Raw genomic sequence first — 25034 nt, 5'->3', positions numbered from 1 at the left:
AAAATCATAATGATACAAAATCCGAAAAGATATACAATTACAGCAGCCTTACCCTACACTAATGGTCCTATTCACATTGGACATTTAGCTGGAGTTTATGTACCAAGTGATATTTATTCAAGATATTTAAGATTACAAGGAAAAGATGTTGCTTTTATTTGTGGAAGTGACGAACACGGTGTTGCCATTTCTATGAAAGCTAAAAAAGAAGGCATTACACCTCAAGAAGTAATTGATAAATATGACGGAATTATTCGTCAATCTTTTATAGATTTTGGAATTTCATTTGATAATTATTCAAGAACATCTTCTAAAATTCATCATGATACTGCTCAAGAATTCTTTAAAAAATTATATGAGCAAGGTGATTTTATTGAAGAAGTTACCGAACAATTATACGATGCTAAAGCAGATCAGTTTTTAGCGGATAGATTTGTGACAGGAACTTGTCCAAAATGTGATAATCCTGAAGCTTATGGTGATCAATGTGAAAGATGTGGTTCAACTTTAAATGCTACGGATTTAATTAATCCAAAATCAACCATTACAGGAGAAGTTCCAACTTTAAGAGAAACAAAACACTGGTTTTTACCTTTAGATAGATATCAAGATTTTTTAACCGAATGGATTTCTGTGGGTCATGCTAAAGACTGGAAAACAAATGTTTTAGGTCAAGTAAAATCGTGGTTAGATGATGGTTTAAAACCAAGAGCTGTAACACGTGATTTAGATTGGGGAATCGATGTTCCTGTTGAAGGTGCAGAAGGAAAAAAATTATACGTTTGGTTTGATGCTCCTATTGGTTACATTTCTTCAACGAAAGAATGGGCTGCTAAAGAAGGAAAAGATTGGGAACCGTATTGGAAAGATGCTGATACAAAATTAGTTCACTTTATAGGAAAAGATAATATTGTATTTCATTGTATTATTTTCCCAGCAATGTTAAAAGCAGAAGGAAGTTATATTTTACCTGATAATGTTCCAGCTAATGAATTTTTAAATTTAGAAGGAAATAAGCTTTCGACTTCTAAAAACTGGGCAGTTTGGTTGCACGAATATTTACAAGATTTTCCAAACCAACAAGATGTTTTGCGTTATGCTTTAACAGCAAATGCTCCAGAAACTAAAGACAATGACTTTACTTGGAAAGATTTTCAAGCAAGAAATAATAACGAATTAGTAGCTGTTTTTGGAAACTTCATCAATCGTGTTGTGGTTTTAACCAACAAATATTATGATGGAATTGTTCCCAATCCAAATGAATTTACTGAAGTAGATGAAGCAACTTTTGCTGAACTAAAAGCCTATCCAAATGTGATTTCAAGTTCAATTGAACGTTACCGTTTTAGAGAAGCTTTAGTTGAAATGATGAATGTTGCTCGTTTAGGAAATAAATATTTAGCGGATGAAGAGCCATGGAAAATGGTTAAAGAAAATCCTGAAAGAGTAAAAACACAAATGTATGTTGCTTTGCAAATTGCTGCTGCTTTGAGTGTTTTAGCTGAACCTTTCTTGCCTTTTACATCAACTAAATTAGAAAACATGTTGAACTGTAAATTAGCTTGGAATGATGTTTCAACAAATTCAGATTTATTGCCTGCTGGAAATAAAATTGGTCAAGCCGAATTGCTTTTCTCAAAAATTGAAGACGAAGAAGTTCAAAAACAAATAGATAAATTAGAAGCTACAAAAAAATCTAACGAAATGGAAAATGCTAAAGCAGAACCACAAAAAGAAGTTTCAACTTTTGATGATTTCTCTAAATTAGACATTCGTGTAGGAACAATTTTAGAAGCTGAAAAAATGCCAAAAGCCAACAAACTTTTAGTTTTAAAAGTTGATACTGGAATTGACGTAAGAACAATAGTTTCTGGAATTGCAGAACATTTTTCTCCAGAAGAAGTTGTTGGAAAACGAGTGACTGTTTTAGTAAATTTGGCTCCTAGAGCTTTACGTGGTGTTGAAAGTGCTGGAATGATCTTAATGACAAACAACGCAGAAGGAAAATTAGTTTTCGTAAATCCTGACGCAGATGGTGTTATGAATGGTGCTTTGATTAGCTAATTATATAAAATATGAAAAAAATATTTTGCCTTTTAATTTCAATATGTTTTTATTTATCTAATGGTCAAAATCTTGTTCAAGAATTTTCACTTGAATTAGAGAAAAAAACTGAATATTTAACTATTTTTAATTCTGAAAATAATGAAAATGGATTGTTTTTCTTTGATAAAGAAAACATGAAATGTATTAAGTTAAATGAGACACTAGAAGTTACTACACAATTTAATGTTGCACGGCCTGATAAAAAATATTATTCAATTCTTGGCTACAAAAACAAGGGTAATTTGTATACTATTTATTGGAGTAGCAAAAACGATATTTTAGAACAAAATATAGATTTTAACACTCAAAAAGTTTCATCAAAAATTGTTGAATTTAAATTAAAAGATGAAGCAGTTATCAATGAAATTACTTTGGGTTCAAAGTTTTACATAGTTACAATAGTTAAAAACTCTAGCACATTAAATATATATAGCCTTGAAGATACAGTTATAAAAAAATCTTTTTCTTTTGAAGACAAACGCTTTTTCAACTCTGAAGGAAGAACATCTACACTTTGGAATTTAATTTCTGAAAAAAGAGGAATGGATAAAAGTTATAATATGGAAATGATTTTAACTGAAACCCCACCTACTTTAGTTAAAAGTTCTGAAAAAAGAAAATGTTTTGTTTTTAAAAATAAAATAGTGCTTGTTTTTGACAACTCACTTACTTCAACTCAAACAGTGACTCTAAACTTAGATGATTTTACATCAAGTCAAAATGTTTATAGCAAACCCTTTGTAAAAGAAACAGAATTTGGTCTAGTTGATTCTAATTCGTTTATTTTTGACGATAAAATTATTCAATTAAAAATGAATAATGATAAAATGATTATTTTGATTAAGTCATTTGATAATGTTGAGATAAAAGCATTAGAAATAAATGATGATGAAGAAATTAAATTTAAAAATTCTGAAATTATTCAAGAGAATGGAAATATAGAAAAAAGAAGAGTTTTAGATAATACAAACAAGTTTTTACGAAAAATAAATAGTGAGTATCCAGCAATTTCTTTTTACAAAAAAAACAACACAATTTTAATGACTATAGGTGGAGTATCACCTATTAAAGACAATTATGCACCTTCATATGGTGGAATTATCGGTGGCTTTTCAGGATCTTTAATTGGATCATTACTAACAAGTTATTCTGTTTCTAATGTTAACTCTTATAACAACAGGAAAGTAATGTATGTTAATTGTCTTTTTGATGAAAATTTTAATCATATTCCAAAAGAAAAAGTTGTAAATCCATTTGATAGTATGAGAAAATTTATTCATGAAAATGAACAAATTGAAAAACAAATTGTATTTAAAATCAATGAAGATTTATATCTTGGTGGATATGATAAAAAAAGTTTAAAATATAAATTTTATAAATTTTCCAACTAACTAATGAACCCAAAAATAATAGCTTTCGACGCAGACGACACGCTTTGGCACAACGAACCTTATTTCGATGAAGCACAAGAACGATTTTGTCAATTATTTCAAGATTTTGCTTCTAGTCAAGAGATTTTGGGTATGATATTGAATCATCAAGTTAAGAATTTACCTTTATATGGTTTTGGAATTAAAGCTTTTACGCTCTCTATGATAGAAACTGCTTTGAAAATTACAGATAATAATATTACAGGAAAAGGTATTGAACAAATTATTACTATTGGAAAAGATTTATTGCAAAAGCCTGTTGAGTTATTACCTAATGTTGAAGATGTTTTAAAAGAACTTCACGGAAAATACAAATTGGTTGTTGCTACAAAAGGTGATTTAAAAGACCAACACAGAAAACTTCACGATTCCGGAATTGGTCATTATTTTCATCATATTGAAGTATTGAGTGATAAATCTGAATTAGATTACACAAAAATGTTTGGACGTTTAGAATGCAAACCTGAAGACATTTTAATGATTGGGAATTCTTTAAAATCAGATGTTTTACCTATTCTAAATTTAGGTGGTTTTGGAATTCATATTCCGTATCACACCACTTGGGAATACGAAAAAATAGATTTCGAGATTGAACATGAGAACTTCATAGCACTTTCAAATGTTAAAGAGATTTTAAATATTTTAAAAAGCATTTAAAACAGCTAAAATATCTTCTCCATATTTTTCAGTTCTAACTTCTCCAAATCCTTTTACTTTGGCTAATTCTTCTAAAGTTTCTGGTTTTGCTTCGACAATTGCTAATAAATGTGCATTGTGACAAATTCTAAAAGCTGACCAACTCAAATCTCTTGCTAAATCATTTCTCCATTGCTTCAATGATGAAAAAATTTCCTTTTCGTGTTCTGATAAATCTTCAAAAGTTGATTTGACTTCTTTTGAAGATTTATCAATTTTATTTTTTAAGTCGTAAAAAACTACAGCTGACCAATAATCAGCTGATCCTGTTGTAACAAAATTGGTTGAAGTCAACTTTACTTCTACACTATCTAAAAATTCATTCATTCGGTTTTGATCAACGATACAAAACTCTTTACTTAATCTTATGTTGAAAACTCTTATGTTCATGGTTTAAAATTTTAAGGTTATAAAAAAGAATTGCACGAACTTCATAATTTGAAATCCGTGCAATCTTTAAAAAAATTACTTTCCTAGTAAAAGCAACTCACTAATTACAACTTCTGTGATGTAGCGTTTTACACCGTCTTTGTCATCATAACTTCTGTGTGAAAGTTTTCCTTCAATAGCAATTTCTTTTCCTTTGATAACGTAGTTTTCTATTAAATCAGCCGTTTTTCCCCAAGCTGTTAAACGATGCCATTCCGTTTGTTCTACTTTTTCACCTTTTGCGTTGGTGTAGCTTTCGTTTGTTGCTAGCGTAATGTTCGCTAATTTTTTTCCTCCTTCAAAAGTTTTGATTTCTGGTTCTTGTCCTACGTGACCGATTAATTGTACTTTGTTTCTTAATGCATTCATGGCGTGTAAAAATTTAAATTGTTTATATAAAATTATTTTCGTGTCTAATAAAACTTAACTATTAAAATTATCATTTCTATTGAACTTGATTTTTGTAATTGCAATTGTCAGTGTTTCATTTCGACAGTGCAAAGATTAGACAGCTTTCAAAACTTATTCGGTAGTTATCTGTTTACTTTCGGTTGTAAATATTTGTAAACGTTTGTAAACGGATAATAATTTTATTATCTTTGCAAGAAAAATAGTTAAATATGCCTAAAACAATACAGTCTGTTGAATTAAGAAATCTACAAATAGAAGATTACAAAGAATTAAAAAAATCAATGATTGAGTCTTATCCAGAAATGGAAGATTCGTTTTGGAAAGAAGCACAATTAGAAGTATTATTAAAAAAATTCCCAGAAGGTCAATTAGTAATTGTAGTTGATGGCATTGTTGTAGGTTCTGCTTTATCTATTTTAGTTACTGAAGAATTTGCTTTTAAAACAAGAACTTATAAAGGAATTACAGGTAATTATACATTTTCTACACATAATGAAGACGGAGAAGTTATTTATGGAATAGATGTTTTTATTAATCCTAAATATCGCGGACTTAGATTAGGTAGACGTTTATATGATGCAAGAAAAGAATTATGTGATCAATTAAATTTAAAATCTATAATTTTTGCAGGTAGAATTCCAACATATGGAAAATATAAAGACGAGATAACTCCAAAAGTTTATATCGATAAAGTAAAGAAAAAGGAAATTTATGATCCTGTTCTTTCTTTTCAATTAAGTAATGATTTTCACGAAGTTCGTGTCCTTAAAAATTACTTAGAAGGTGATAAAGAATCTTTAGAATATGCTGTTTTATTAGAATGGAACAACGTTTATTATGAAGACAATCCAAAATTAATTAACACAGAAAAAAGTATTGTACGTTTAGGATTAATTCAATGGCAAATGCGTTCATTGAGCAATTTAGATGCATTATTTGAACAAGCCGAATTCTTCATTGATGCTGTTTCTGGTTATGGAAGTGATTTTGCATTATTTCCAGAATTATTCACTGCACCTTTAATGGCAGATTACAATCACTTATCTGAAGCTGAAGCCATAAAAGAATTAGCACGTCATACTGAAGCGGTAAAATTAAAATTCCAAGAATTTGCCATTTCATACAACATAAATATCATCACCGGAAGCATGCCTTACTTAGAAGATGGTCATGTTTATAATGTTGGTTTCTTATGTAAAAGAGATGGAACAAACGAAATGTATCGCAAAATTCACATTACACCAAACGAAGTTTTCCATTGGGGAATTACAGGTGGTGATGCCATTCAAACTTTTGACACGGATTGTGGAAAAGTAGGAATCGTAATTTGTTATGATGTTGAATTTCCAGAGTTATCTAGACTTATGGCTGATGAAGGTATGAATATCTTATTTGTTCCTTTCTTAACCGATACTCAAAATGGTTATACTCGTGTAAAACATTGTGCACAAGCAAGAGCTATTGAAAACGAATGTTATGTAGCAATTGCTGGTTGTGTTGGAAACTTACCAAAAGTAAACAACATGGATATTCAATATGCACAAGCTGCTGTATTTACACCTTCTGATTTTGCTTTTCCTAGTAATGGAATTAAAGCAGAAGCAACTCCAAATACTGAAATGACTCTAATCGTCGATGTCGATATAAATTTATTAAAAGAATTACACCAACATGGAAGTGTTAGAACTATGAAAGACAGAAGACATGATTTATACCAACTTAAAAAACTTAAATAATCCAATTTTTGTCATTCTGAACTTGATTCAGAATCTGATTTTATAACTACTAATCATGAAAAAATTAATTCTATTTTTATTATTTACATCATTTTGTTTCGCTCAAAATACCTTGCATTACAATGATGAAAAAGGTTCTGAAAAGGCAACTTTACAAGACATAAAATGGTTAGCTGGAAATTGGAAAGGCGAAGCTTTTGGCGGAACTTATGAAGAAAATTGGAGCAATCCTTTTGGTGGATCTATGATGTTTAACTTTAAGCTAGTGGTTAAAGAAAAAATTGTCTTTTATGAACTAGGGCACATTGTTGAAAAAGACGGAACCTTAGAATATCAAATCAAACATTTTGATGCCAATTTAAAAGGTTGGGAAGAAAAAGACCAATCAGAAGATTTTAAATTCATTAAAAAAGAAGGCAACAGAATGTATTTCGACAATTTTACTTTTGAATATATATCAGCAAATGAAGTAAAGATTTATGCCTATTTTGAAGATTCAAATGAGGAAATGGTTTTTAATTTTAAGAAGTAAATTATGAGTAAAAATTGTTTAGAATGTGGTGATAAAATTATAGGTAGAGAAGACAAAAAGTTTTGTTCTGACGGTTGTCGTAATGCTTATAACAACAAAATGAACAAAGATCAAAATAATTTGATGCGAAACGTAAACAACAAGTTGCGTAAAAACTACAGAATTCTTTGCGACTTAAATCCTGAAGGAAAAGGAAAAACTACAAAAACTAAGTTGTTAAGCAAAGGTTTTGACATGGAGTTTTTTACTAGTATCTTAAATACAAAAACTGGAAATACGTATTACTTTTTATATGATCAAGGATATAGATTGTTAGAAGATGAGTTTATTATGTTGGTTAGAAAAGAAATTTAGATTTTAAAAGCTGGATGAAAGAAGAAAGAAGAAAGATTTCAATATTAGGAATCGGTTGGTTAGGATTTCCATTAGCGAAAAAGTTAATAGAAACTGGTTATGATGTAAAAGGCTCAACAACTTCTGAAAGTAAATTAGAACTTTTGGAAAGTAATAACATTCAACCTTTTCAAATTGAGCTTTCTGAAAATGAAATTAAAGGAAATATTGTTGGTTTTTTAGAAAATTCGGAAGTTTTAATTATTGACATTCCTCCAAAATTACGAAGTAATCCAACTGAAAATTTTGTTGAAAAAATAAAACTGTTGATTGCTGAAGTTGAAAAATCAACTGTAAAAAAAGTTCTTTTTATAAGTTCAACAAGTGTTTATGCAGATGCATTTCCTATAGTCGAAATTGACGAAAATACCATTCCAAATTCAGATTCTGAAAGCGGCAAACAGTTAGTTCAAACTGAAGATTTGTTGCTTTCAAATAATAATTTTCAAATTACAATTCTTCGTTTTGGAGGTTTAATCGGTGAAGACAGACATCCTATAAAGTTTTTAGCAGGAAAAAAAGATATAGAAAACCCAGATGCTCCTATAAACTTAATTCATCAAGAAGATTGTATTGGAATAATTTGTGAAATTCTGAATCAAGTTCAGTATGACAGCTTAGTTTTGAATGCTGTTTCTCCTCATCACCCAACTAGAAAAGAATATTACACTCAAAAAGCAATTGAAAATAATTTGACTTTGCCTGAATTTGATGAATCAAAAAAATCTCTTGGAAAACTAATCAATAGTAAAAAAGTGTTAGAATTTTTGAATTACAAATTCAAAAGAGAAGACCTTTTCTAAATAATCATTACATTTATTTTATGGAAACTGCAATTATAAAAACTATTTTAGGATTCACAGAAATAATAGGTGATGAAAACGGAATTTCAAAAATTCATGTTTTTGATGAGGAACAAAAAGTCTCCAAAAAAATTCCTCTTGAACTACAAGAAGCAGTAAACCAAATTCAAGATTATTTTGAAGGAAATAGAAATGATTTCAATTTTAAATTAAATCCAAAAGGAACCGATTTTCAACAAAAGGTTTGGCAAGAATTACTTAACATTCCTTACGGAAAGACAATTTCTTATCAAGAACTTTCTATAAAACTAGGTGATGTAAAAGCAATTAGAGCAGTTGCAAACGCTAACGGAAAAAATCCACTTTGGATTGTGGTTCCTTGTCATAGAGTAATAGGTTCTGATGGTTCATTAACAGGTTACGCTGGTGGTTTATGGCGAAAAAAATGGTTGTTAGATCATGAAAATCCAGTAAAGCAACAATCTTTGTTTTAAAATCTAAATCGATTTCTCTTTTTTATATAGAAATTTCATTAAATTCGTGCTAAACAATTTACAAATGAGATTTCTCAAAAAATTCTTCAAGTGGTTTGCTATTGTCTTAGTAAGTATCATTATATTAATGTACATTTTTGATGTAGATTATTTACTTAGAGCAGTTAGAACCATTTATTTCAGAGGTTATACAACAGCTTTTTTAGAAGACTATACACATTTTCCAAATAGGGAAATCAAAAAAGGAACAGTTCAACCATGGAATATTGCTAAGGACTATAATTCTGTTGAAGCTACTCCAACTCTTGCAAAAACTCATAAAGAACTTCAAACAGTTGCATTTTTAATTATTAAGAATGATAGTATTTGGCATGAAAGTTATTTTAATGGATTTGATAAAAACTCAAAAACCAATTCGTTTTCTATGGCAAAAAGTGTAATTACTGCTGCTTTAGGAAAAGCTATAATGCAAGGAAAAATTAAAAATTTAGACCAAAAAGTATCTGATTTTTTTCCTGAACTAAAAGGCAAATTTGCAAAAGATGTTACAGTTGGTGATTTATCATCAATGGCTTCTGGATTAAGTTGGGATGAAAAATATTATAGTCCGCTTTCTATTGTAACTCGTGCTTATTTTGATAATGATTTAAAGGATGTAATTTTAGGATTAGAAATCAATGAAAAACCTGGTCAATCTTTTAAATATTTGAGTGGTGCAACACAATTGTTAGCCATGTGTATTGAAAAAGCAACTGGTGAATATGTTTCTGATTATGTATCTAAAAACTTTTGGCAACCAATGGGTGCAGAAAATGACGCTCTTTGGCAATTAGACCATGAACCAGACGGAATTGAAAAAGCATATTGTTGCATTGCAAGTAATGCTAGAGATTTTGCGCGTTTTGGAAAACTATACAAGCAAAACGGAAAATGGAATGGAGAACAAATTCTTGATTCAACTTTTGTGAAAAAGTGCATTACACCACGATTTAAAGACAGTCCACAATATGGTTATGGTTGGTGGATGCACACAATTAATGGAAAAGAGTTATTTTACATGAGAGGTCATTTAGGGCAATTTGTAATTGTAATTCCTGAAGATGATTTAATTATTGTTCGTTTAGGACATTTAAAAGGACTTCAAACGGCAACTGATCCTCATAGTAATGATTTATATACTTATGTGGAAGAAGCTTACGAAATGTTGGAAAAGAGAAAATAGAAGAAAGAGAAAAGAAAAAAGATACTCACTTATTAATAATACACCATGATTGAAAAAATAAACCTCAACAATATTCTATTTTTAGATATAGAAACTGTTCCTCAAGAAACGAGTTATTTAGGAATGGATGAAGAAACTAAAAAACTTTGGGAACAAAAAACACAGTACCAAAGAAGAGACGAAGTTAGTGCAGAAGATTTTTACGAACGAGCTGGAATTTGGGCAGAATTCGGAAAAATAATTTGTATTTCTGTTGGGTATTTTAACAACAAAAGTGATGTTAGAAATTTTAGAGTGACATCTTTTTTTGGAGAAGAAAAGAAAATATTACAAGATTTTTCTAATTTATTGAATGAAAATTTTCATTTAACAGCTCATCTTTTATGTGGTCATAACATCAAGGAATTTGATATTCCGTTTATTGCACGTAGAATGATCATTAATGACTTGGTTTTACCACAAAAAATAAACTTATTTGGTAAAAAACCTTGGGAAGTTCCTCATTTAGACACTTTAGAATTATGGAAATTTGGTGATTATAAACATTTTACTTCTTTAAAATTATTGACTAAAATTTTCGGAATTAAATCTCCAAAAGATGATATTGATGGAAGCGAAGTTGCTAGAGTTTATTATATTGAAAATGATATTGACAGAATTGTAACGTATTGTGAAAAAGACGTAATTGCCGTTGCTCAAGTTTTCTTAAAAATGAGAAGAGAAGATTTGTTAGTTGATGATGAAATTTTACATGTATAATATAAAATTCTAAAAGTAAAATTCTAAATTCCAAAATTGTCATTGATTTTTGACATTGTTATTGAAATTGACATTGATTTACTACTTTTACAAAAATTCAAATTATGGTATTGAGCAGGTTTTGGTTGGCAATTTTTGTTTCGTCAATTCTTTTTGTTGTGGTTAGTTTGTTTTCTGGAAACACTTATACTATTGATTTTCTATTGAATGGTCAAAAAGATGATCCGGTTTTAGTTTCAGAAAAATTTTTGAATGAAATTCCGGTTTTTATTAAAGATAGTATTGAAAAATCTAAAGAAAAAACATATATTCTTAACAACGTAACAACAAATCCTGATACAACTTACGTTTATAAAAATCAAACGGTAAAAATATACAGTGGTGTTCAAAAATCGGATGGTTTATTAGCTACTGCAAAAAGTAGTTTAGTCGATTTAATCATTCCGTTAATTGCTTATTTAGCCTTCTTTTGTGGTCTAATGCAATTGCTTATTGATTCTGGTGCTTCTGATAAATTAGCTAAAAAATTGAGTCCAGTTTTTACAAAAATATTTCCATCTGTTCCTAAAAATCATGAGTCTATATCGTACATGACTTTAAATTTTGCAGCTAACTTTCTTGGATTAGATTCAGCGGCAACACCTTTTGGGCTAAAAGCCATGCAAAGTTTACAAGAAATAAATCCGGATAAAGACAAAGCTAGTGATGCTCAAATCATGTTTATGTGCTTACATGCTGCAGGTTTAACTCTAATTCCAACTTCAATAATTGGATATCGTGCTGCAGAAAATGCTGCCAATCCTGCTGATGTAATGTTGCCTTGTATCATTACTTCATTTATTGGAACAATTGCTGCATTTATTATTGTTGGTATTCGTCAAAAAATAAACTTTAAAAGTGCTTCATTAGTCATTGCGTTATTCACCTTAATTGGTGCAATTGTAGGATTATTGTTTTACATAAATGCTTTAAATTTAGTTGAAAAAAACTTCTTTACTGCTAATCTTTCAGGTTTGATGTTAGTTTTGATAATTGCTTTTACACTGATATTTTCTTGGATAAATGAAAAGAAATTTACTGCTCTAAAAACTACTATTTTTGATTCATTTGTAGTTGGTGCGAATAATGGTTTAAAAACCGGAGTTACAATTTTTCCTTATGTTTTGGCTATGCTTGTTGCTATTTCAATGTTTAGAAATAGTGGTTTGTTTGATTTAATTTCAAACGGAATTTCGTTTATTGCTAGTCATGCTGGAATGAGTAAAGAAATTACGGATTCATTACCGGTAGCAATGTTGCGACCATTTAGTTCTGGTGGTTCTCGTGGATTTATGATTGATGCTATGAAAACGTATGGTCCAGATTCATTAACAGGACGATTAAGTAGTATTTTTCAATGTAGTGCAGAAACAACGTTTTACGTAATTGCAGTTTATTTTGGTAGTATTAACATGAAAAACACAAGATACACTTTAGGAACAATGCTTTTAGTTGATTTAATCTGTGTAATAACTGCTATCTTTGTCGCAAGTTGGTTTTTTTAATATAAAATAAGAAATATGCCTTTTACTGATTCTTTTAAAGATTTTTATACGAGATTTAAAACTAGTTTAACTGATGGAACTTTTGCAAAATTGACTTTTGCAAAAACTATTGGAAATACTGAACTAAAAAACATTTACATTCGTCCAGTTATTGATGGCGACGAATTGAAAATGGAATTAAAGTTTCGTTTTCAACAAGAAGAATTGTTTGAAATTCACACTGTCGATACAGCTTTTGATAGATTACTCCCTTTTTTAAACAATCCTTTTTTGTCTGTGATTTTATTTACGACTGAATTTGATTTAATGTATAAATTAAATAAGAAAAGGGTTGTAAACGTATCGGATCAACATCCAACGTTTGGAAATGCCAATGACGTTTTGTTGGAATATTTGAATAGTGGAAAAACTATTAAATTATAAGATACTTTTCTATAAATTTTACAACATCAAAGAATAAAAAAAATCCCGATTACAAATTAATGTAATCGGGATTTTTATTTAGTTAAGATTTATTATTTCTTGATGAATTTTAGATTGTTAACTTCTTCACCATCATTTATTTCAATTATATAAACTCCAGCATTTAAAGACGAAACGTTTATCGCTTCTTGCGAAACATCTCCTTTTAAAACTGTTTGTCCTAATAAGTTGATAATGCTATATGAAGCTTTTTCAGAAGGCACTCTTACATTCAACATTCCATCAGTTACTGGATTTGGATAAATCATAAAGTCACCGTCAATCTCATCAACATTATTTATTGATAATGAATTTGGTGTTGATAATTGGTTAATGCTATTTGGTGCAAAACCAGTTCCAATAATTCCTTTTACAGTTACTTGGTCAATATATACTAAATCATCATTTGCAGAAGCATCACATTGAATTCTAAATTGTGAATTTGATGCAAAATTGTATTGTGCTTTAGTTAAATTAAGTGTTCCAGAATAAAAAGTGTTGTTGTTAAAACTAGATCCACTTACATATGTTGCAACAGTTGTCCAAGAAGAACCATTATAGAATTGTACAAAGAAATCTTCTCCTGATTCCATAGAATTTGTATAGAAATAGAATTTGAATTCAACTGCGTCATATGAGCCTAAATTAAATGTAGGTGATGTCATTGTTGAAGCTGAACCTGAATTATCTCTTACATAAATTGAATAACTTCCTTCAAAAGATCTTGAACCTGAATAACGAGCACAATCACTTCCACCATCTTGCCATCCATCCCATCCAGATTCAAAGAATCCTTCATGTAATGTAGTAGTAGAATTTCCTGTAGCACCACCTAAAGTTGTAAATGTAACTGCATTACTTGAAGATGAGACATTTCCAGCTGCATCTAAAGCTCTTACACTATAAGTATAAGAAGTATTTGCTGTTAATCCTGTAATATTAGCTGAAGTTCCAGCTACATTTCCTAATAAAGTTGAACCACTATAAACATCATAACCTGTAACTCCAACATTATCTGTTGATGCATTCCATGAAAGTGATGCAGTAGTTTCAGTTACATTTGAAGCAGCTAAACTTGTTGGTGCAGTTGGTGCTTGTGTATCAGCAGTTGTTCCTGTAATGTTTACAGTATAATCTTCTACTTGTCCATAAGAAAATGCTTCACATGATGTTGGTACACCATTATATTTCATAGAAACTCTCATTCTTGTAACTCCTGTAGAAGCAGTTGCTGGAATTGTAAATGAACCACTTGCTGGAGTTGAAGTTGAAGTTGCTTTTGTCCAAACAGTTTCACCTGCGTCATCAAAATCTCCATCTTTATTATAATCTACAAATACAGCATAACCTTCACTATAAACAGTTCCTGTCCAAAGAGGTGTAATCGTTATTGTGTTTGATGAACCTTGAGCTACAGTTGTTGAAATTGAAGTAAAATCTTCATAACCTGCAGTTCCTGTTGATGAATTGTTAATTGTAGCAAATACAACTTTTGAAATTCTTTCATCATTTGTATTGTTTCCTTGAGAAGCACAATAAGTAGTTGAACCTGCTAAAGTTGTTACTGAAGCTGTATTACTTGTTGTTGATAAATTTCCTGCTGCATCTTTTGCTTTTACTGTAAATGCATAAGTAGTTGAACCTGCTAAACCTGAAGCAACATAAGTAGTTCCTGTTGCAGTTGTTACTAAAGTTCCATTTCTATAAACTTCATATCCTGTAACACCAATATTATCTGTAGATGCATTCCAACTTAAATTTGTTGAAGAAGCAGTTGTTCCAGAAGCTACTAAGTTTGTAGGTGTAGAAGGTGCTTGTGAATCTGCAATAACATAAGCTGCTCCAACTCCAACAGCATAAAATGCATTTGTAGTAGCAATAACTTCAGGTGAACCTGCTCCATATAAATCTACAGCAGATTGAATTCCGTAAGTTCTAGCATTAGCGTAAGTAGAATTAGCTGATAAATATTGACTCTCTAAACGATAAGCAATGTTTGATGCTTTATCCATTCCAATTCCTGATACATTGTAAGTACTTCCTATATCATTTGTTCCTGATTTTCCTTGAACTAAAATATAAAACCAGTGATTTAAAACACCACTATTTGTATGTACTCCACAATAATCATTTGCTTGAGTTGGAGTTCCACAGTTAGGATTTTGCCAATAAGTTCCGCCATAAGTGTCTGGTTGCCCTTCACTTTTTGGATTACTCATTGAACGTAAAGCTAAATGTCCAGAACGTCTTTCAATATCTTCACCAATTAACCAAGTACTTTTTGTAGGTGCTGCATAAAACTCAACAGCTGCTCCCCAAATATCTGAAAAAGCTTCGTTTAATGCTCCAGATTCTCTTTGATATGCTAAATTAGCTGTATACGTACAAACTGCATGACCAATTTCATGTGCTGCAACGTCTAATGAAGTTAAGATATCGAAATATGTTCCACTACCATCACCATAAGTCATTCTAGAACCATCCCAGAAAGCATTGTCATAATTAGCACTATAATGAACGTAACTATTAATTGCTGCACCAGAATTATTGAAACTATTTCTATTGTGTTTTACACCCCAATAATCAAATGTTTTTTCTGCTCCCCAATGTGCATCTAATGCTCCATTATCTTTGTTACCAGAATGTTCTGCTGTTGTCCAGTTATTATCATTATCTGTAAAATTTACAGCTGAGCTATAATTTGTACTTGTGTTTAAATCATAAGTATTTACTCCGCTTCCACGAGTTGCATCTTTTAAAATATAACTTCCTCCGCTTAAAGTAGTTTCAATAGATTGAGAACCACTATATCTTGTTGAAGCTGTTCCTGCAACTAATGTTTCTAAAGTATTTGTAAGTTGTTTTGTTTTTTCAGTTGAAACTTCTGGAATATATTTGGCCTTTTTTGTTAAAGGGTTAAAAGATGAATGACCAAAATTATTAGCATGCTTAATTGTAGCATTATAGAAAATTACTTCTCCTGAATGTGCATCTACATAAACATCTCCTCTACTTAAGGGTTGAGAAGCATAAATATCAAATTTATAAACTAATTTAAGTTTTACTTTTTCTTTACTATTAATGGTAATGTCATTAAAAAAAGGCATAATCATTAATTCGCCTTGTGGTTTTTGATAATTACCTGCTAAAACAGCTTCTTCTGGATTATCCCATAAATATGAAGTTGCTCCAATATGTCTAGTTGCATTATTAAAAGCAGTTTGTGCATTTAAAGATGGAATTATTTTGAAATCATTAATTGGATACATTTCTCCACTAATTGAAACAACTTTTCCGTTTTTTGAATGTAATGTGTACGTTACAAATTCAACTTTAATTCCTTTGTGAAACAATTGAAATTTTTCATGGAAGAAACCTTTACTATCTTGTTCTGAATAAATTGAAACAAACTCAGAATCATCTGACAAATTAAACTGATCTTTAAAAATGGTCCTCGAATCTTTTGTTGAATAAGAAGACGTTTCATTAAAAACGACTAAACTTATTTGTCCATTTTCATCAGTAATTTTTTGTTTCACATTTCTATCTCCCTCTTGAGCGGAAACGGTTAGTGAGATTAAACTGAGGGCAGCTATTGCCATCCAACTTTTAGGTAATTTTTTTTTCATAATAAATCTGTTGTTAAATTAGTTAATAGGCATTTAATTTTGAGATTTTAAATATATTAACAATATTTTAATATTTATTACGGTAAAACCACATATTATTATTTATTACATATTTTTTTAACTTTTAATTTATGGATTAAGCAAAAAAAATCCAGCTATTGCTGGATTTTTAAACATTTTTTGTTTTTTTAATTTAATATCATTTCAGGAATGTCTCCTTCTATAATTAATGTGCCTTCTGTGGCATTTTTTATATCTTCAATTGAAACTCCGGGAGCTCTTTCTAATAATTTAAATCCTTTTGGTGTAATTTCAATTACTGCTAATTCGGTTACGATTTTCTTTACACAACCAACACCTGTTAATGGAAGCGAACATTGTTTTAATAATTTAGATTCTCCTGCTCTGTTAACATGCATCATAGCTACAATAATGTTTTCAGCAGAAGCTACTAAATCCATTGCTCCACCCATTCCTTTTACCATTTTTCCTGGAATTTTCCAATTGGCAATGTCTCCATTTTCAGAAACTTCCATAGCTCCTAAAATAGTTAAATCAACTTTTTGACTGCGAATCATTCCAAAACTAAAAGCAGAATCAAAGAAACTTGCTCCAGGTAAAGTTGTGATTGTTTGTTTTCCTGCATTGATAATATCTGCATCTTCTTCACCTTCAAATGGAAAAGGTCCCATTCCTAGAACTCCATTTTCAGATTGAAATTCAACTGCAATATCATTTCTTACAAAATTAGCTACTAAAGTTGGAATACCAATTCCAAGGTTTACGTAGTAACCATCTTTTACTTCTTTTGCAATTCGCATTGCAATTTGATTTTTATCTAATGCCATAATTAATCTCTTTGTCTTACAGTACGTTGTTCAATTCTTTTTTCAAATGTTGTTCCTTGGAAAATACGATTTACCATAATTCCTGGAATATGAATTTGATTTGGATCTAAAGTTCCTGCAGGAACTAATTCTTCCACCTCAGCAATTGTGATTTTTGCAGCTCCAGCCATAACAGCATTGAAATTTCTAGCAGTTCCTTTAAAAATTAAATTCCCTGCTTCGTCACCTTTCCAAGCTTTTACAATGGCAAAGTCAGCTTTATAAGCTAATTCCATCACATGCATTTTTCCGTTGAATTCTCTAGTTTCTTTACCTTCGGCCACTTCTGTTCCGTAACCTGCAGGTGTAAAAAAAGCGGGAATTCCTGCTTGTGCAGCTCTGCATTTTTCTGCTAAAGTTCCTTGAGGTGTTAATTCAACATCTAATTCTCCTGAAAGCATTTGACGTTCAAATTCGGCATTTTCTCCAACATAAGAAGATATCATTTTTTTGATTTGTCTCTTTTGTAAAAGTAGTCCTAATCCAAAATCATCAACTCCTGCATTATTTGAAATACAAGTTAATCCTGAAGTATTCATTTTCACAAGTTCTGCAATGCTATTTTCTGGAATTCCACAAAGTCCAAAACCACCTAACATAATAGTCATGTTGTCTTTAATACCTTGCAAGGCTTCTTGTACATTATTTACTTTTCTATTAATCATAGTTGTTCTTAATTTTGTTTAAAAGTATAAAAAAAACACCTTTTTTCAAAGGTGTTTCAATATTTTTAAAATTGTAATTCTTCGATATCTGGCACAACTGTTTCTGTTGTATCAATTACTTTTCTTGCAGTCCAACAATCTACTTTTATGGACATGTCTGCAGGTTTTGGAAATCTTTCTTGAGAGACATTTAACGATTTATCTTTATAACATTTATCCATAAAGATACCCCAAATAGGTAAGGCCATCGTTGCTCCTTGTCCATAATATGTTCTTCTAAAGTGAGCTGATCTGTCTTCATTTCCAACCCAAACTCCTGCTGCTAAATTTGGAACCATTCCCATAAACCAACCATCAGAATTATTTTGAGACGTTCCTGTTTTACCAGAAATTTCGTTTTGAAGATTATAATCATAACTCATAAACCCTGCACTTCCTCTTCTTAATCTTGCTCCTGTTCCTCCTCCTTCTGTAACACCAGCCATTAATTTTATAACTGCATAAGCTACATCTTTATTAACCACATCTTTAGTTTCTGGCATACTTTCAAATATAACAACTCCATTTTTATCTTCTATTCGGGTAATTATTTGAGGTTTTACATATTGTCCTTCATTGGCAAATGTGCTTAATGCTGCAACCATTTCTTCCACAGTAATTTCAACAGCTCCTAATGCAATTGCTGGTCTTGCTGGAATTTCTGATGTAACTCCTAGTCTATGTACCATATTTACAACAGCTTCTGGCCCAACTCTATCCATTAATTTTGCAGAAATTGTATTTACTGATTTTTCTAAAGCTGTTTTCAAATTGATTAATCCTCTATATTTTCCATCTGAATTTCTTGGGGACCAAGATTGCGAAATTCCCCATTTTCCTTTTGGCATTGTAAAAGGTGAATCTATAATTGAATCACAAGGTGACATTCCTAATTGATCTATAGCTGTTGCATAAACAAAAGGCTTGAATGTAGAACCTACTTGCCTAGCTCCTTGACCTACGTGATCGTATTGAAAATATTTTTGGTCAATTCCTCCAACCCAAGCTTTAACGTAGCCTGTTTGTGGTTCCATTGCCATAAATCCGGTTTGAAGAAAATGTTTGTAATAAATTATTGAGTCTTTTGGAGTCATTATCGTGTCTCTTTCTCCATTCCAAGTAAAAATTTTCATTTTTGTTTTGACGTCAAACGATTTTAAGATTTCATCATCTGTTTTATCATCACCTTTCATGATTCTCCAACGTTCAGAGTTTTTCATGGCTCTTTTGATGATGCTATTCGTTTCGTCATCTGTCAAATTAACAAAAGGAGCATTTTTCTTTCCTTTTGCTTCTTCAAAGAATTTTGCTTGAAGATTTTTTAAATGTTGCGCAACTGCTTCTTCTGCATATTTTTGCATTTTCGAATCAATCGTAGTAAATATTTTCAAACCATCTTTATGAATATCATATGTGGTTCCATCAGATTTTGGGTTTTCTTTGGTCCATTTTTTTAGATAATCACGTAAGTATTCTCTAAAATAAGTTGCAATTCCGTCATTATGATTTTCTAATTTAAAATCTAATTTTAATGGTATTGCTTTTAGTTCTGCGAATTTAGCTTCTGAAAGATGTTTATTTCTAACCATTTGCCCTAAAACAATGTTTCTTCTTTCTGTTGATCTTTCTTTAAATCTATTTGGATTAAAACGAGAAGGATTTGTAAGCATTCCGACTAAAACTGCGCTTTCATTAATTGTTAATTCTTTTGGTTTTTTATTGAAGTAAATCTTTGAAGCTGATGAAATTCCGATTGCGTTATTCACAAAATCAACTTGATTAAGATACATTGCAATAATTTCTTGTTTTGTATATTGTCTTTCTAAACGAATAGCAATAATCCATTCTTTAACTTTTTGAACAATACGAACTACAATATTTTTAGACCCATCGGCACCATGAAATAGGTTTTTTGCTAATTGTTGCGTTATTGTACTTGCTCCACCATCTTTACCAAATCTTGAAACCGCACGTAAAAAACCTTTAGCATCAATACCCGAATGTTCATAAAAACGTTCATCTTCAGAAGAAACTAAAGCGTTAACTAAATCTGTAGGAAGGTCTTTAAATTTAACAGGAATTCTATTTTGTATAGCAAATTTACCAATGGTTTTTCCATCTGAAGAAATGATTTCAGAAGCAATATTTGAATTTGGATTTTCTAATTCATCAAAGGATGGCATTTCGCCAAAAAAACCCCATGAAGCTAGAAAGAAAAAAGCCACTACGGCAATTATACCATAAGTAAAAAGAATCCAAAACTTTTTTATATAATCAGAAAAATTCTCTTTATTGTTCTTTTTTGCAGTTGCCATATTCTATATTATTTTTTTTCAATTCTAAAACCAACTTCTGTAATACCTTCTAATTCTTCAACTCCTTTAACCTTACCTGTTTCTCGATTGGCTTGTGTTATTGAAACTGAATATTTACCTGATTTTGGGAATTTAAAATTCTCTTTAAACCAAAGTTTATTGTGTTTTGTGTCTGTGATTCCTTCGCCAAGCAAAGTTCCGTCTGGGTTTGCCATCAAATATTCTAAAGTATCCACCTTAACTATATTATTTGGTTGATTCATTTTAACAATTAAAAACAAATTATTAAAGGCATAATCATTGTTGTTTCTAACAGTAACAAACATATTATACAGATTGATAGTGTCTTTTTGTTCAAACGAAAATTCTATTTCTTTCTTATTGGTCCATTTGCCATCAAGATTTACATATTCGTCATAAAACCTTTTATCGTCACAAGAACTAAAAAGCACGACAAATAATAAAAGTAAAACGCTATTTCCCTTTAGGTTCATTTGGTTTCTTTTTAAAATTTTTCTTTCTTTTATTGTTGCTTTTGTTCTTATTTACTGGTTGATCAAATCGTGTTAAACTATCTTGACCTACAACATTTTGATATGTTTTTTCAACTTGAGGTGCTGCTTCTACAACAAAATCTTCAAGTGAAGATACACGCTCTTTCTTTTTGTTTACTTCTAAAATTTCTTTTACTTGAGCAACAGGTAAAACATGCCAATGTGCTGGATTATTTGCGTAAGAAAACCACATTAACTCTTTGAAAATATCAATTTTTTGACAAAAAGCATCTCCTTTTTCGGTATATAATTTAGTTTCCATGTCTGGAATATGCTTCAATGCATCTAAATAAGTATCTAGCTCATAATTTAAACAACATTTTAATTTTCCACATTGTCCAGCTAATTTTTGTGGATTTAATGAAAGTTGTTGATAACGCGCTGCAGATGTATTTACACTTCTAAAGTCGGTTAACCAAGTTGAACAACATAACTCTCTTCCACATGAGCCAATTCCCCCAAGTCTTGAAGCTTCTTGACGAAAACCAACTTGTTTCATTTCGATTCTGATGCTAAATTCGCGAGCAAATTCTTTAATTAATTGCCTGAAATCTACTCTGTCATTTGCTGTGTAATAAAACGTTGCTTTTGATCCATCACCTTGAAATTCAATATCAGAAATTTTCATTTCTAATTTTAAACTAATGGCTAATTCTCTAGCTTTAACTTTTATCTTTTCTTCTTTTTCACGACAAACACTCCAAATATCAATGTCTTTTTGAGTAGCTTTTCTATAGACTTTAGCTAATTCACCATCAGGGTTTTCGCTTTTCTTCTTCATTTGAATTTTTACTAATTCTCCTGTAAGTGAAATTATTCCTATATCGTGTCCTGGTGAAGCTTCCGTTGCCACAACATCTCCAATAGAAAGCGTTAGTTTTTCAGTATTTCTAAAAAACTCTTTTCTACCGTTTTTAAATCGTACCTCAACAGCATTAAAAGGTTCTTGTCCACCAGGCAAAGCCATGTTAGACAACCAATCAAAAACCGTTAATTTGTTGCAGCTATCGGTACCGCAAGTCCCATTATTTTTACATCCTTTTGGTGTGCCATCTTTTGCACCCGTAGAACAGTTTGTACATGCCATAATTTTGAATATATATTGATTGTTCCGATTAAAGAACTACTTGTCAAAAGTGTATTTTGAATGTAAAGATACTATAATTTTACTTAAATAATAAAGTCAAATATTTATACAAAAACAAAACCTACTTACATTTAAACGTAAATAGGTTTTATAAAGTATACTATTCTGTAATCTTCTTAACTTAAATCTCGCTTTTTTAGTTTTGAATTTTAAATAATTTATCTGAAAGTCGAACTCTAAAAGGAACTTCAAAAGTAATTTTGTCCCCTTTTTTAGCCTCTGAAATCTCTTGTCCGTTTACTAGCATTTTTTCTAAAACTAATTCTTGATTTCCTGTTGTTGGTCCAGAAATTATTATTTTATCTCCAAGTTTAACATCTTTGTTTTCGATAATAAAAAGTCCAACTTGTGCTTTTACATAATAGTGTTCAACTTTACCAACTAAAACTTTTTTTACCTTTATTTTTTCTTGAATATCTTTCGTTTTACTAACAACTGCTAATGAAACATCACCTAATTCACCTGAATGCTTGAATTTAAGATTTTCCGATTTTCCTTTTCTAAAGACCTTATTTCCTACTTGTTTTCCTTGTCTTATTTTAACTTGTTCTGCTAAAGGCAAGTGTGTTGTTTCTAAACATTCTGATGAACAACAGTTTTCCATTGCAGCTTTGCATTCATCACATTGAATGAATAATAAGTGACAACCATCATTATAACAATTGGTATGATTATCACAAGGTTTTCCACATTGATGACATTGCGAAACTATATCTTCTGTGATTCTTTCTCCTAAACGATTATCAAAAACGAAATTTTTTCCAATGAATTTGCTTTCCAAATTTTCTTCTTTAATTTGCTTGGCATATTGGATAATTCCACCTTCTAATTGAAATACATTTTTGAACCCTTGATGTTTGTAGTAAGCACTTGCTTTTTCGCATCGAATTCCACCTGTGCAATACATTACAAGGTTCTTTGTTTCTTTAAAATCTTTTAATTGTTCATTTATGATTGGCAAACTTTCTCTAAAAGTTTCAACATCTGGAGTAATTGCTCCTTTAAAATGTCCAACTTCACTTTCATAGTGATTTCTAAAATCTACTACAATAGTGTTTGGATCTTCTAAAATTTTATTGAATTCTTTTGCTCTTAAATGAACTCCTTTATTGGTTACATCAAAAGTTGCATCATTTAAGCCATCAGCTACAATTTTGTGACGAACTTTTATGGTTAATTTTAAAAATGAATGATCATCTTGATCAACGGCAACATTCAAACGAATGCCTTTCATAAAATCATAAACTTCTAGCGTATCGCGAAAAGCTTCAAGATTATCAGCAGGAATACTCATTTGAGCATTTATTCCTTCGTTGGCAACGTAAATTCGGCCAAGTGCATTAAGTGCATTCCAAGCTACGAATAAATCATCTCTAAATTTTTTGGGGTCATCAATTTTGGCGTAAGCATAAAAAGAAAGTGTAAGTCTTTGCTCACCGGCTTCATCAATAAGTTGAGCTCTTTCTTCTGCGCTTAAGGTGTTATACAGTTGCATGCTATAAACTAATTTGCGTCGCACTTTAGTGCGATGTTACAGAAATATTTTTTTAAAATTCTAAATGGAAGAATTTATGCAAAGGTAAAAAAATTGATAAAAAATCAAATTTTAAATTCTAAAATAAAACATATTAACAATTTTTGGCACAACAAAAAAAAGCAGTATTTTTACGAAAAATATATGCAATTATGAGTTCAGATAAAGAAGCCAAATTAAAAGCGTTACAGCTAACATTAGATAAATTAGACAAAACTTACGGAAAAGGAACCGTAATGAAATTGGGAGATTCTGCTGTTGAAGAAATAGAAACGATTTCTTCTGGCTCGCTTGGAATTGACATTGCTTTAGGAGTAAATGGATATCCAAGAGGTAGAGTTATTGAGGTATATGGCCCAGAATCTTCTGGTAAAACGACTTTAACGCTACATGCTATTGCTGAAGCTCAAAAAGCTGGTGGAATTGCTGCTTTTATTGATGCCGAACATGCTTTTGATCGTTTTTACGCTCAAAAATTAGGTGTTGATATTGATAATTTAATAATGTCTCAACCAGATAATGGTGAGCAAGCCTTAGAAATTGCAGAAAACTTAATTCGTTCAGGAGCAATTGATATTGTTGTAATTGACTCTGTTGCTGCCTTAACGCCAAAAAGTGAGATTGAAGGCGACATGGGTGATTCAAAAATGGGATTACATGCTCGTTTAATGTCACAAGCCTTAAGAAAATTAACAGGAACGATTCATAAAACAAATTGTACTGTTTTCTTCATTAACCAATTAAGAGATAAAATTGGAGTAATGTTTGGAAGTCCAGAAACTACAACAGGAGGAAATGCCTTGAAATTCTATGCATCTGTGAGAATTGACATTAGACGTTCTACTCAAATTAAAGATGGTGATAATGTTATAGGAAATAGAACAAAAGTAAAAATCGTTAAAAATAAAGTTGCACCCCCTTTTAGAACTGCCGAATTTGACATTATGTATGGTGAAGGAATTTCTAAAGTAGGAGAAATTTTAGATTTAGCTGTAGAATATGAAATCGTAAAGAAAAGCGGTTCTTGGTTTAGTTATGGGGAAACAAAACTTGGTCAAGGAAGAGATGCTGTTAAAGGATTGATAAAAGATAATCCAGAATTAATGGATGAATTGGAAGTTAAAATTAAAGAATATTTAGCAGAAAATAAATCATAATAAAGAAGCCCGAAATTTTTTCGGGTTTTTTTATATATTTAACGCAACCTTTTTCAATAAATTGAATCTATAAATTATAACATAATAACA

Annotated in this window: 22 protein-coding genes; 13 read left to right on the top strand and 9 right to left on the bottom strand. The window is 30.5% G+C overall.

The window, feature by feature from the left end; translation table 11 throughout:
- The first annotated feature begins 9 nt into the window (after positions 1-9).
- From metG to AAC008_RS02700, 3 genes are read left to right on the top strand one after another with little or no spacing between them, the layout of a single operon-like run.
- Positions 10-2064, top strand: a complete 2055-nt coding sequence (gene metG / locus AAC008_RS02710) for a methionine--tRNA ligase (RefSeq protein ID WP_339887271.1) — start codon at positions 10-12, stop codon at positions 2062-2064.
- Between the two features lie 11 nt (positions 2065-2075).
- Positions 2076-3497 carry a hypothetical protein gene (locus AAC008_RS02705; RefSeq protein WP_339887270.1) on the top strand — a complete coding sequence of 474 codons (1422 nt, stop codon included), beginning with the start codon at positions 2076-2078 and terminating at the stop codon, positions 3495-3497.
- A gap of 3 nt (positions 3498-3500) precedes the next feature.
- Complete coding sequence (locus AAC008_RS02700) at positions 3501-4193, top strand: HAD family hydrolase (RefSeq protein WP_339887268.1); 693 nt, start codon at positions 3501-3503, stop codon at positions 4191-4193.
- On the opposite strand, the gene AAC008_RS02695 is transcribed toward AAC008_RS02700, so the two are convergent.
- The gene (locus tag AAC008_RS02695) at positions 4179-4622 is read right to left on the bottom strand and encodes an HRDC domain-containing protein (protein ID WP_339887267.1); all 444 of its coding nucleotides are present in this window, start codon (positions 4620-4622) and stop codon (positions 4179-4181) included. The genes AAC008_RS02700 and AAC008_RS02695 overlap by 15 nt on opposite strands.
- 75 nt (positions 4623-4697) lie before the next feature.
- Entirely contained in the window at positions 4698-5030 is a 333-nt protein-coding gene (gene ssb / locus AAC008_RS02690; RefSeq protein WP_339887266.1) for a single-stranded DNA-binding protein, read from the bottom strand.
- Positions 5031-5281: 251 nt separating this feature from the next.
- On the opposite strand from ssb, the gene AAC008_RS02685 reads away from it, so the two are divergent.
- The 9 genes from AAC008_RS02685 to AAC008_RS02645 all read left to right on the top strand — a co-directional run bounded on the left by AAC008_RS02685 (position 5282) and on the right by AAC008_RS02645 (position 12978).
- The gene (locus AAC008_RS02685; protein ID WP_339887265.1) at positions 5282-6808 is read left to right on the top strand and encodes a bifunctional GNAT family N-acetyltransferase/carbon-nitrogen hydrolase family protein; all 1527 of its coding nucleotides are present in this window, start codon (positions 5282-5284) and stop codon (positions 6806-6808) included.
- Positions 6809-6863: 55 nt separating this feature from the next.
- The gene (locus tag AAC008_RS02680) at positions 6864-7340 is read left to right on the top strand and encodes a DUF6265 family protein (protein WP_339887264.1); all 477 of its coding nucleotides are present in this window, start codon (positions 6864-6866) and stop codon (positions 7338-7340) included.
- A 3-nt stretch (positions 7341-7343) separates the two neighbouring features.
- Positions 7344-7694, top strand: coding sequence for a hypothetical protein (locus AAC008_RS02675; RefSeq protein ID WP_339887262.1), 351 nt, complete (start codon positions 7344-7346; stop codon positions 7692-7694).
- Between the two features lie 14 nt (positions 7695-7708).
- Positions 7709-8536, top strand: a complete 828-nt coding sequence (locus AAC008_RS02670; RefSeq protein WP_339887260.1) for an SDR family NAD(P)-dependent oxidoreductase — start codon at positions 7709-7711, stop codon at positions 8534-8536.
- Between the two features lie 20 nt (positions 8537-8556).
- Positions 8557-9030 carry a methylated-DNA--[protein]-cysteine S-methyltransferase gene (locus tag AAC008_RS02665; RefSeq protein ID WP_339887259.1) on the top strand — a complete coding sequence of 158 codons (474 nt, stop codon included), beginning with the start codon at positions 8557-8559 and terminating at the stop codon, positions 9028-9030.
- A gap of 64 nt (positions 9031-9094) precedes the next feature.
- Positions 9095-10252: a serine hydrolase gene (locus tag AAC008_RS02660; RefSeq protein WP_339887257.1), complete on the top strand. Its 1158-nt coding sequence runs from the start codon at positions 9095-9097 to the stop codon at positions 10250-10252.
- A gap of 45 nt (positions 10253-10297) precedes the next feature.
- Positions 10298-11011, top strand: coding sequence for a 3'-5' exonuclease (locus AAC008_RS02655; RefSeq protein WP_339887255.1), 714 nt, complete (start codon positions 10298-10300; stop codon positions 11009-11011).
- 104 nt (positions 11012-11115) lie between these two features.
- Complete coding sequence (locus tag AAC008_RS02650; RefSeq protein WP_339887254.1) at positions 11116-12555, top strand: nucleoside recognition domain-containing protein; 1440 nt, start codon at positions 11116-11118, stop codon at positions 12553-12555.
- Between the two features lie 15 nt (positions 12556-12570).
- Complete coding sequence (locus AAC008_RS02645; protein ID WP_339887252.1) at positions 12571-12978, top strand: hypothetical protein; 408 nt, start codon at positions 12571-12573, stop codon at positions 12976-12978.
- 92 nt (positions 12979-13070) lie between these two features.
- Here the strand turns inward: AAC008_RS02645 and AAC008_RS02640 are convergent, their stop codons facing one another.
- The 7 genes from AAC008_RS02640 to AAC008_RS02610 form a co-directional block, all read right to left on the bottom strand.
- Positions 13071-16646, bottom strand: coding sequence for a M4 family metallopeptidase (locus tag AAC008_RS02640; protein WP_339887251.1), 3576 nt, complete (start codon positions 16644-16646; stop codon positions 13071-13073).
- A 188-nt stretch (positions 16647-16834) separates the two neighbouring features.
- Complete coding sequence (locus AAC008_RS02635; RefSeq protein WP_339887249.1) at positions 16835-17494, bottom strand: 3-oxoacid CoA-transferase subunit B; 660 nt, start codon at positions 17492-17494, stop codon at positions 16835-16837.
- Between the two features lie 2 nt (positions 17495-17496).
- The gene (locus tag AAC008_RS02630; RefSeq protein WP_339887248.1) at positions 17497-18198 is read right to left on the bottom strand and encodes a CoA transferase subunit A; all 702 of its coding nucleotides are present in this window, start codon (positions 18196-18198) and stop codon (positions 17497-17499) included.
- Between the two features lie 65 nt (positions 18199-18263).
- Positions 18264-20552: a transglycosylase domain-containing protein gene (locus AAC008_RS02625; RefSeq protein WP_339887246.1), complete on the bottom strand. Its 2289-nt coding sequence runs from the start codon at positions 20550-20552 to the stop codon at positions 18264-18266.
- A gap of 8 nt (positions 20553-20560) precedes the next feature.
- On the bottom strand, positions 20561-21046 hold the full coding sequence (locus AAC008_RS02620) for a gliding motility lipoprotein GldH (RefSeq protein ID WP_339887245.1): 486 nt from the start codon (positions 21044-21046) through the stop codon (positions 20561-20563).
- Entirely contained in the window at positions 21027-22193 is a 1167-nt protein-coding gene (ricT, locus tag AAC008_RS02615; RefSeq protein WP_339887244.1) for a regulatory iron-sulfur-containing complex subunit RicT, read from the bottom strand. The genes AAC008_RS02620 and ricT overlap by 20 nt, the downstream gene beginning before the upstream one ends.
- Before the next feature lie 196 nt (positions 22194-22389).
- Entirely contained in the window at positions 22390-23748 is a 1359-nt protein-coding gene (locus tag AAC008_RS02610) for a rhodanese-related sulfurtransferase (protein ID WP_339887243.1), read from the bottom strand.
- Between the two features lie 191 nt (positions 23749-23939).
- Here AAC008_RS02610 and recA point away from each other — a divergent pair, with 191 nt between their 5' ends.
- On the top strand, positions 23940-24944 hold the full coding sequence (gene recA / locus AAC008_RS02605) for a recombinase RecA (RefSeq protein ID WP_026717696.1): 1005 nt from the start codon (positions 23940-23942) through the stop codon (positions 24942-24944).
- Positions 24945-25034 lie beyond the last annotated feature (90 nt).

Source organism: uncultured Flavobacterium sp., assembly GCF_963975515.1.
Classification (GTDB): Bacteria; Bacteroidota; Bacteroidia; order Flavobacteriales; family Flavobacteriaceae; genus Flavobacterium.
Note: the sequence above shows the minus strand (reverse complement) of the source record. Positions and strands in the feature narration are given on the sequence as shown.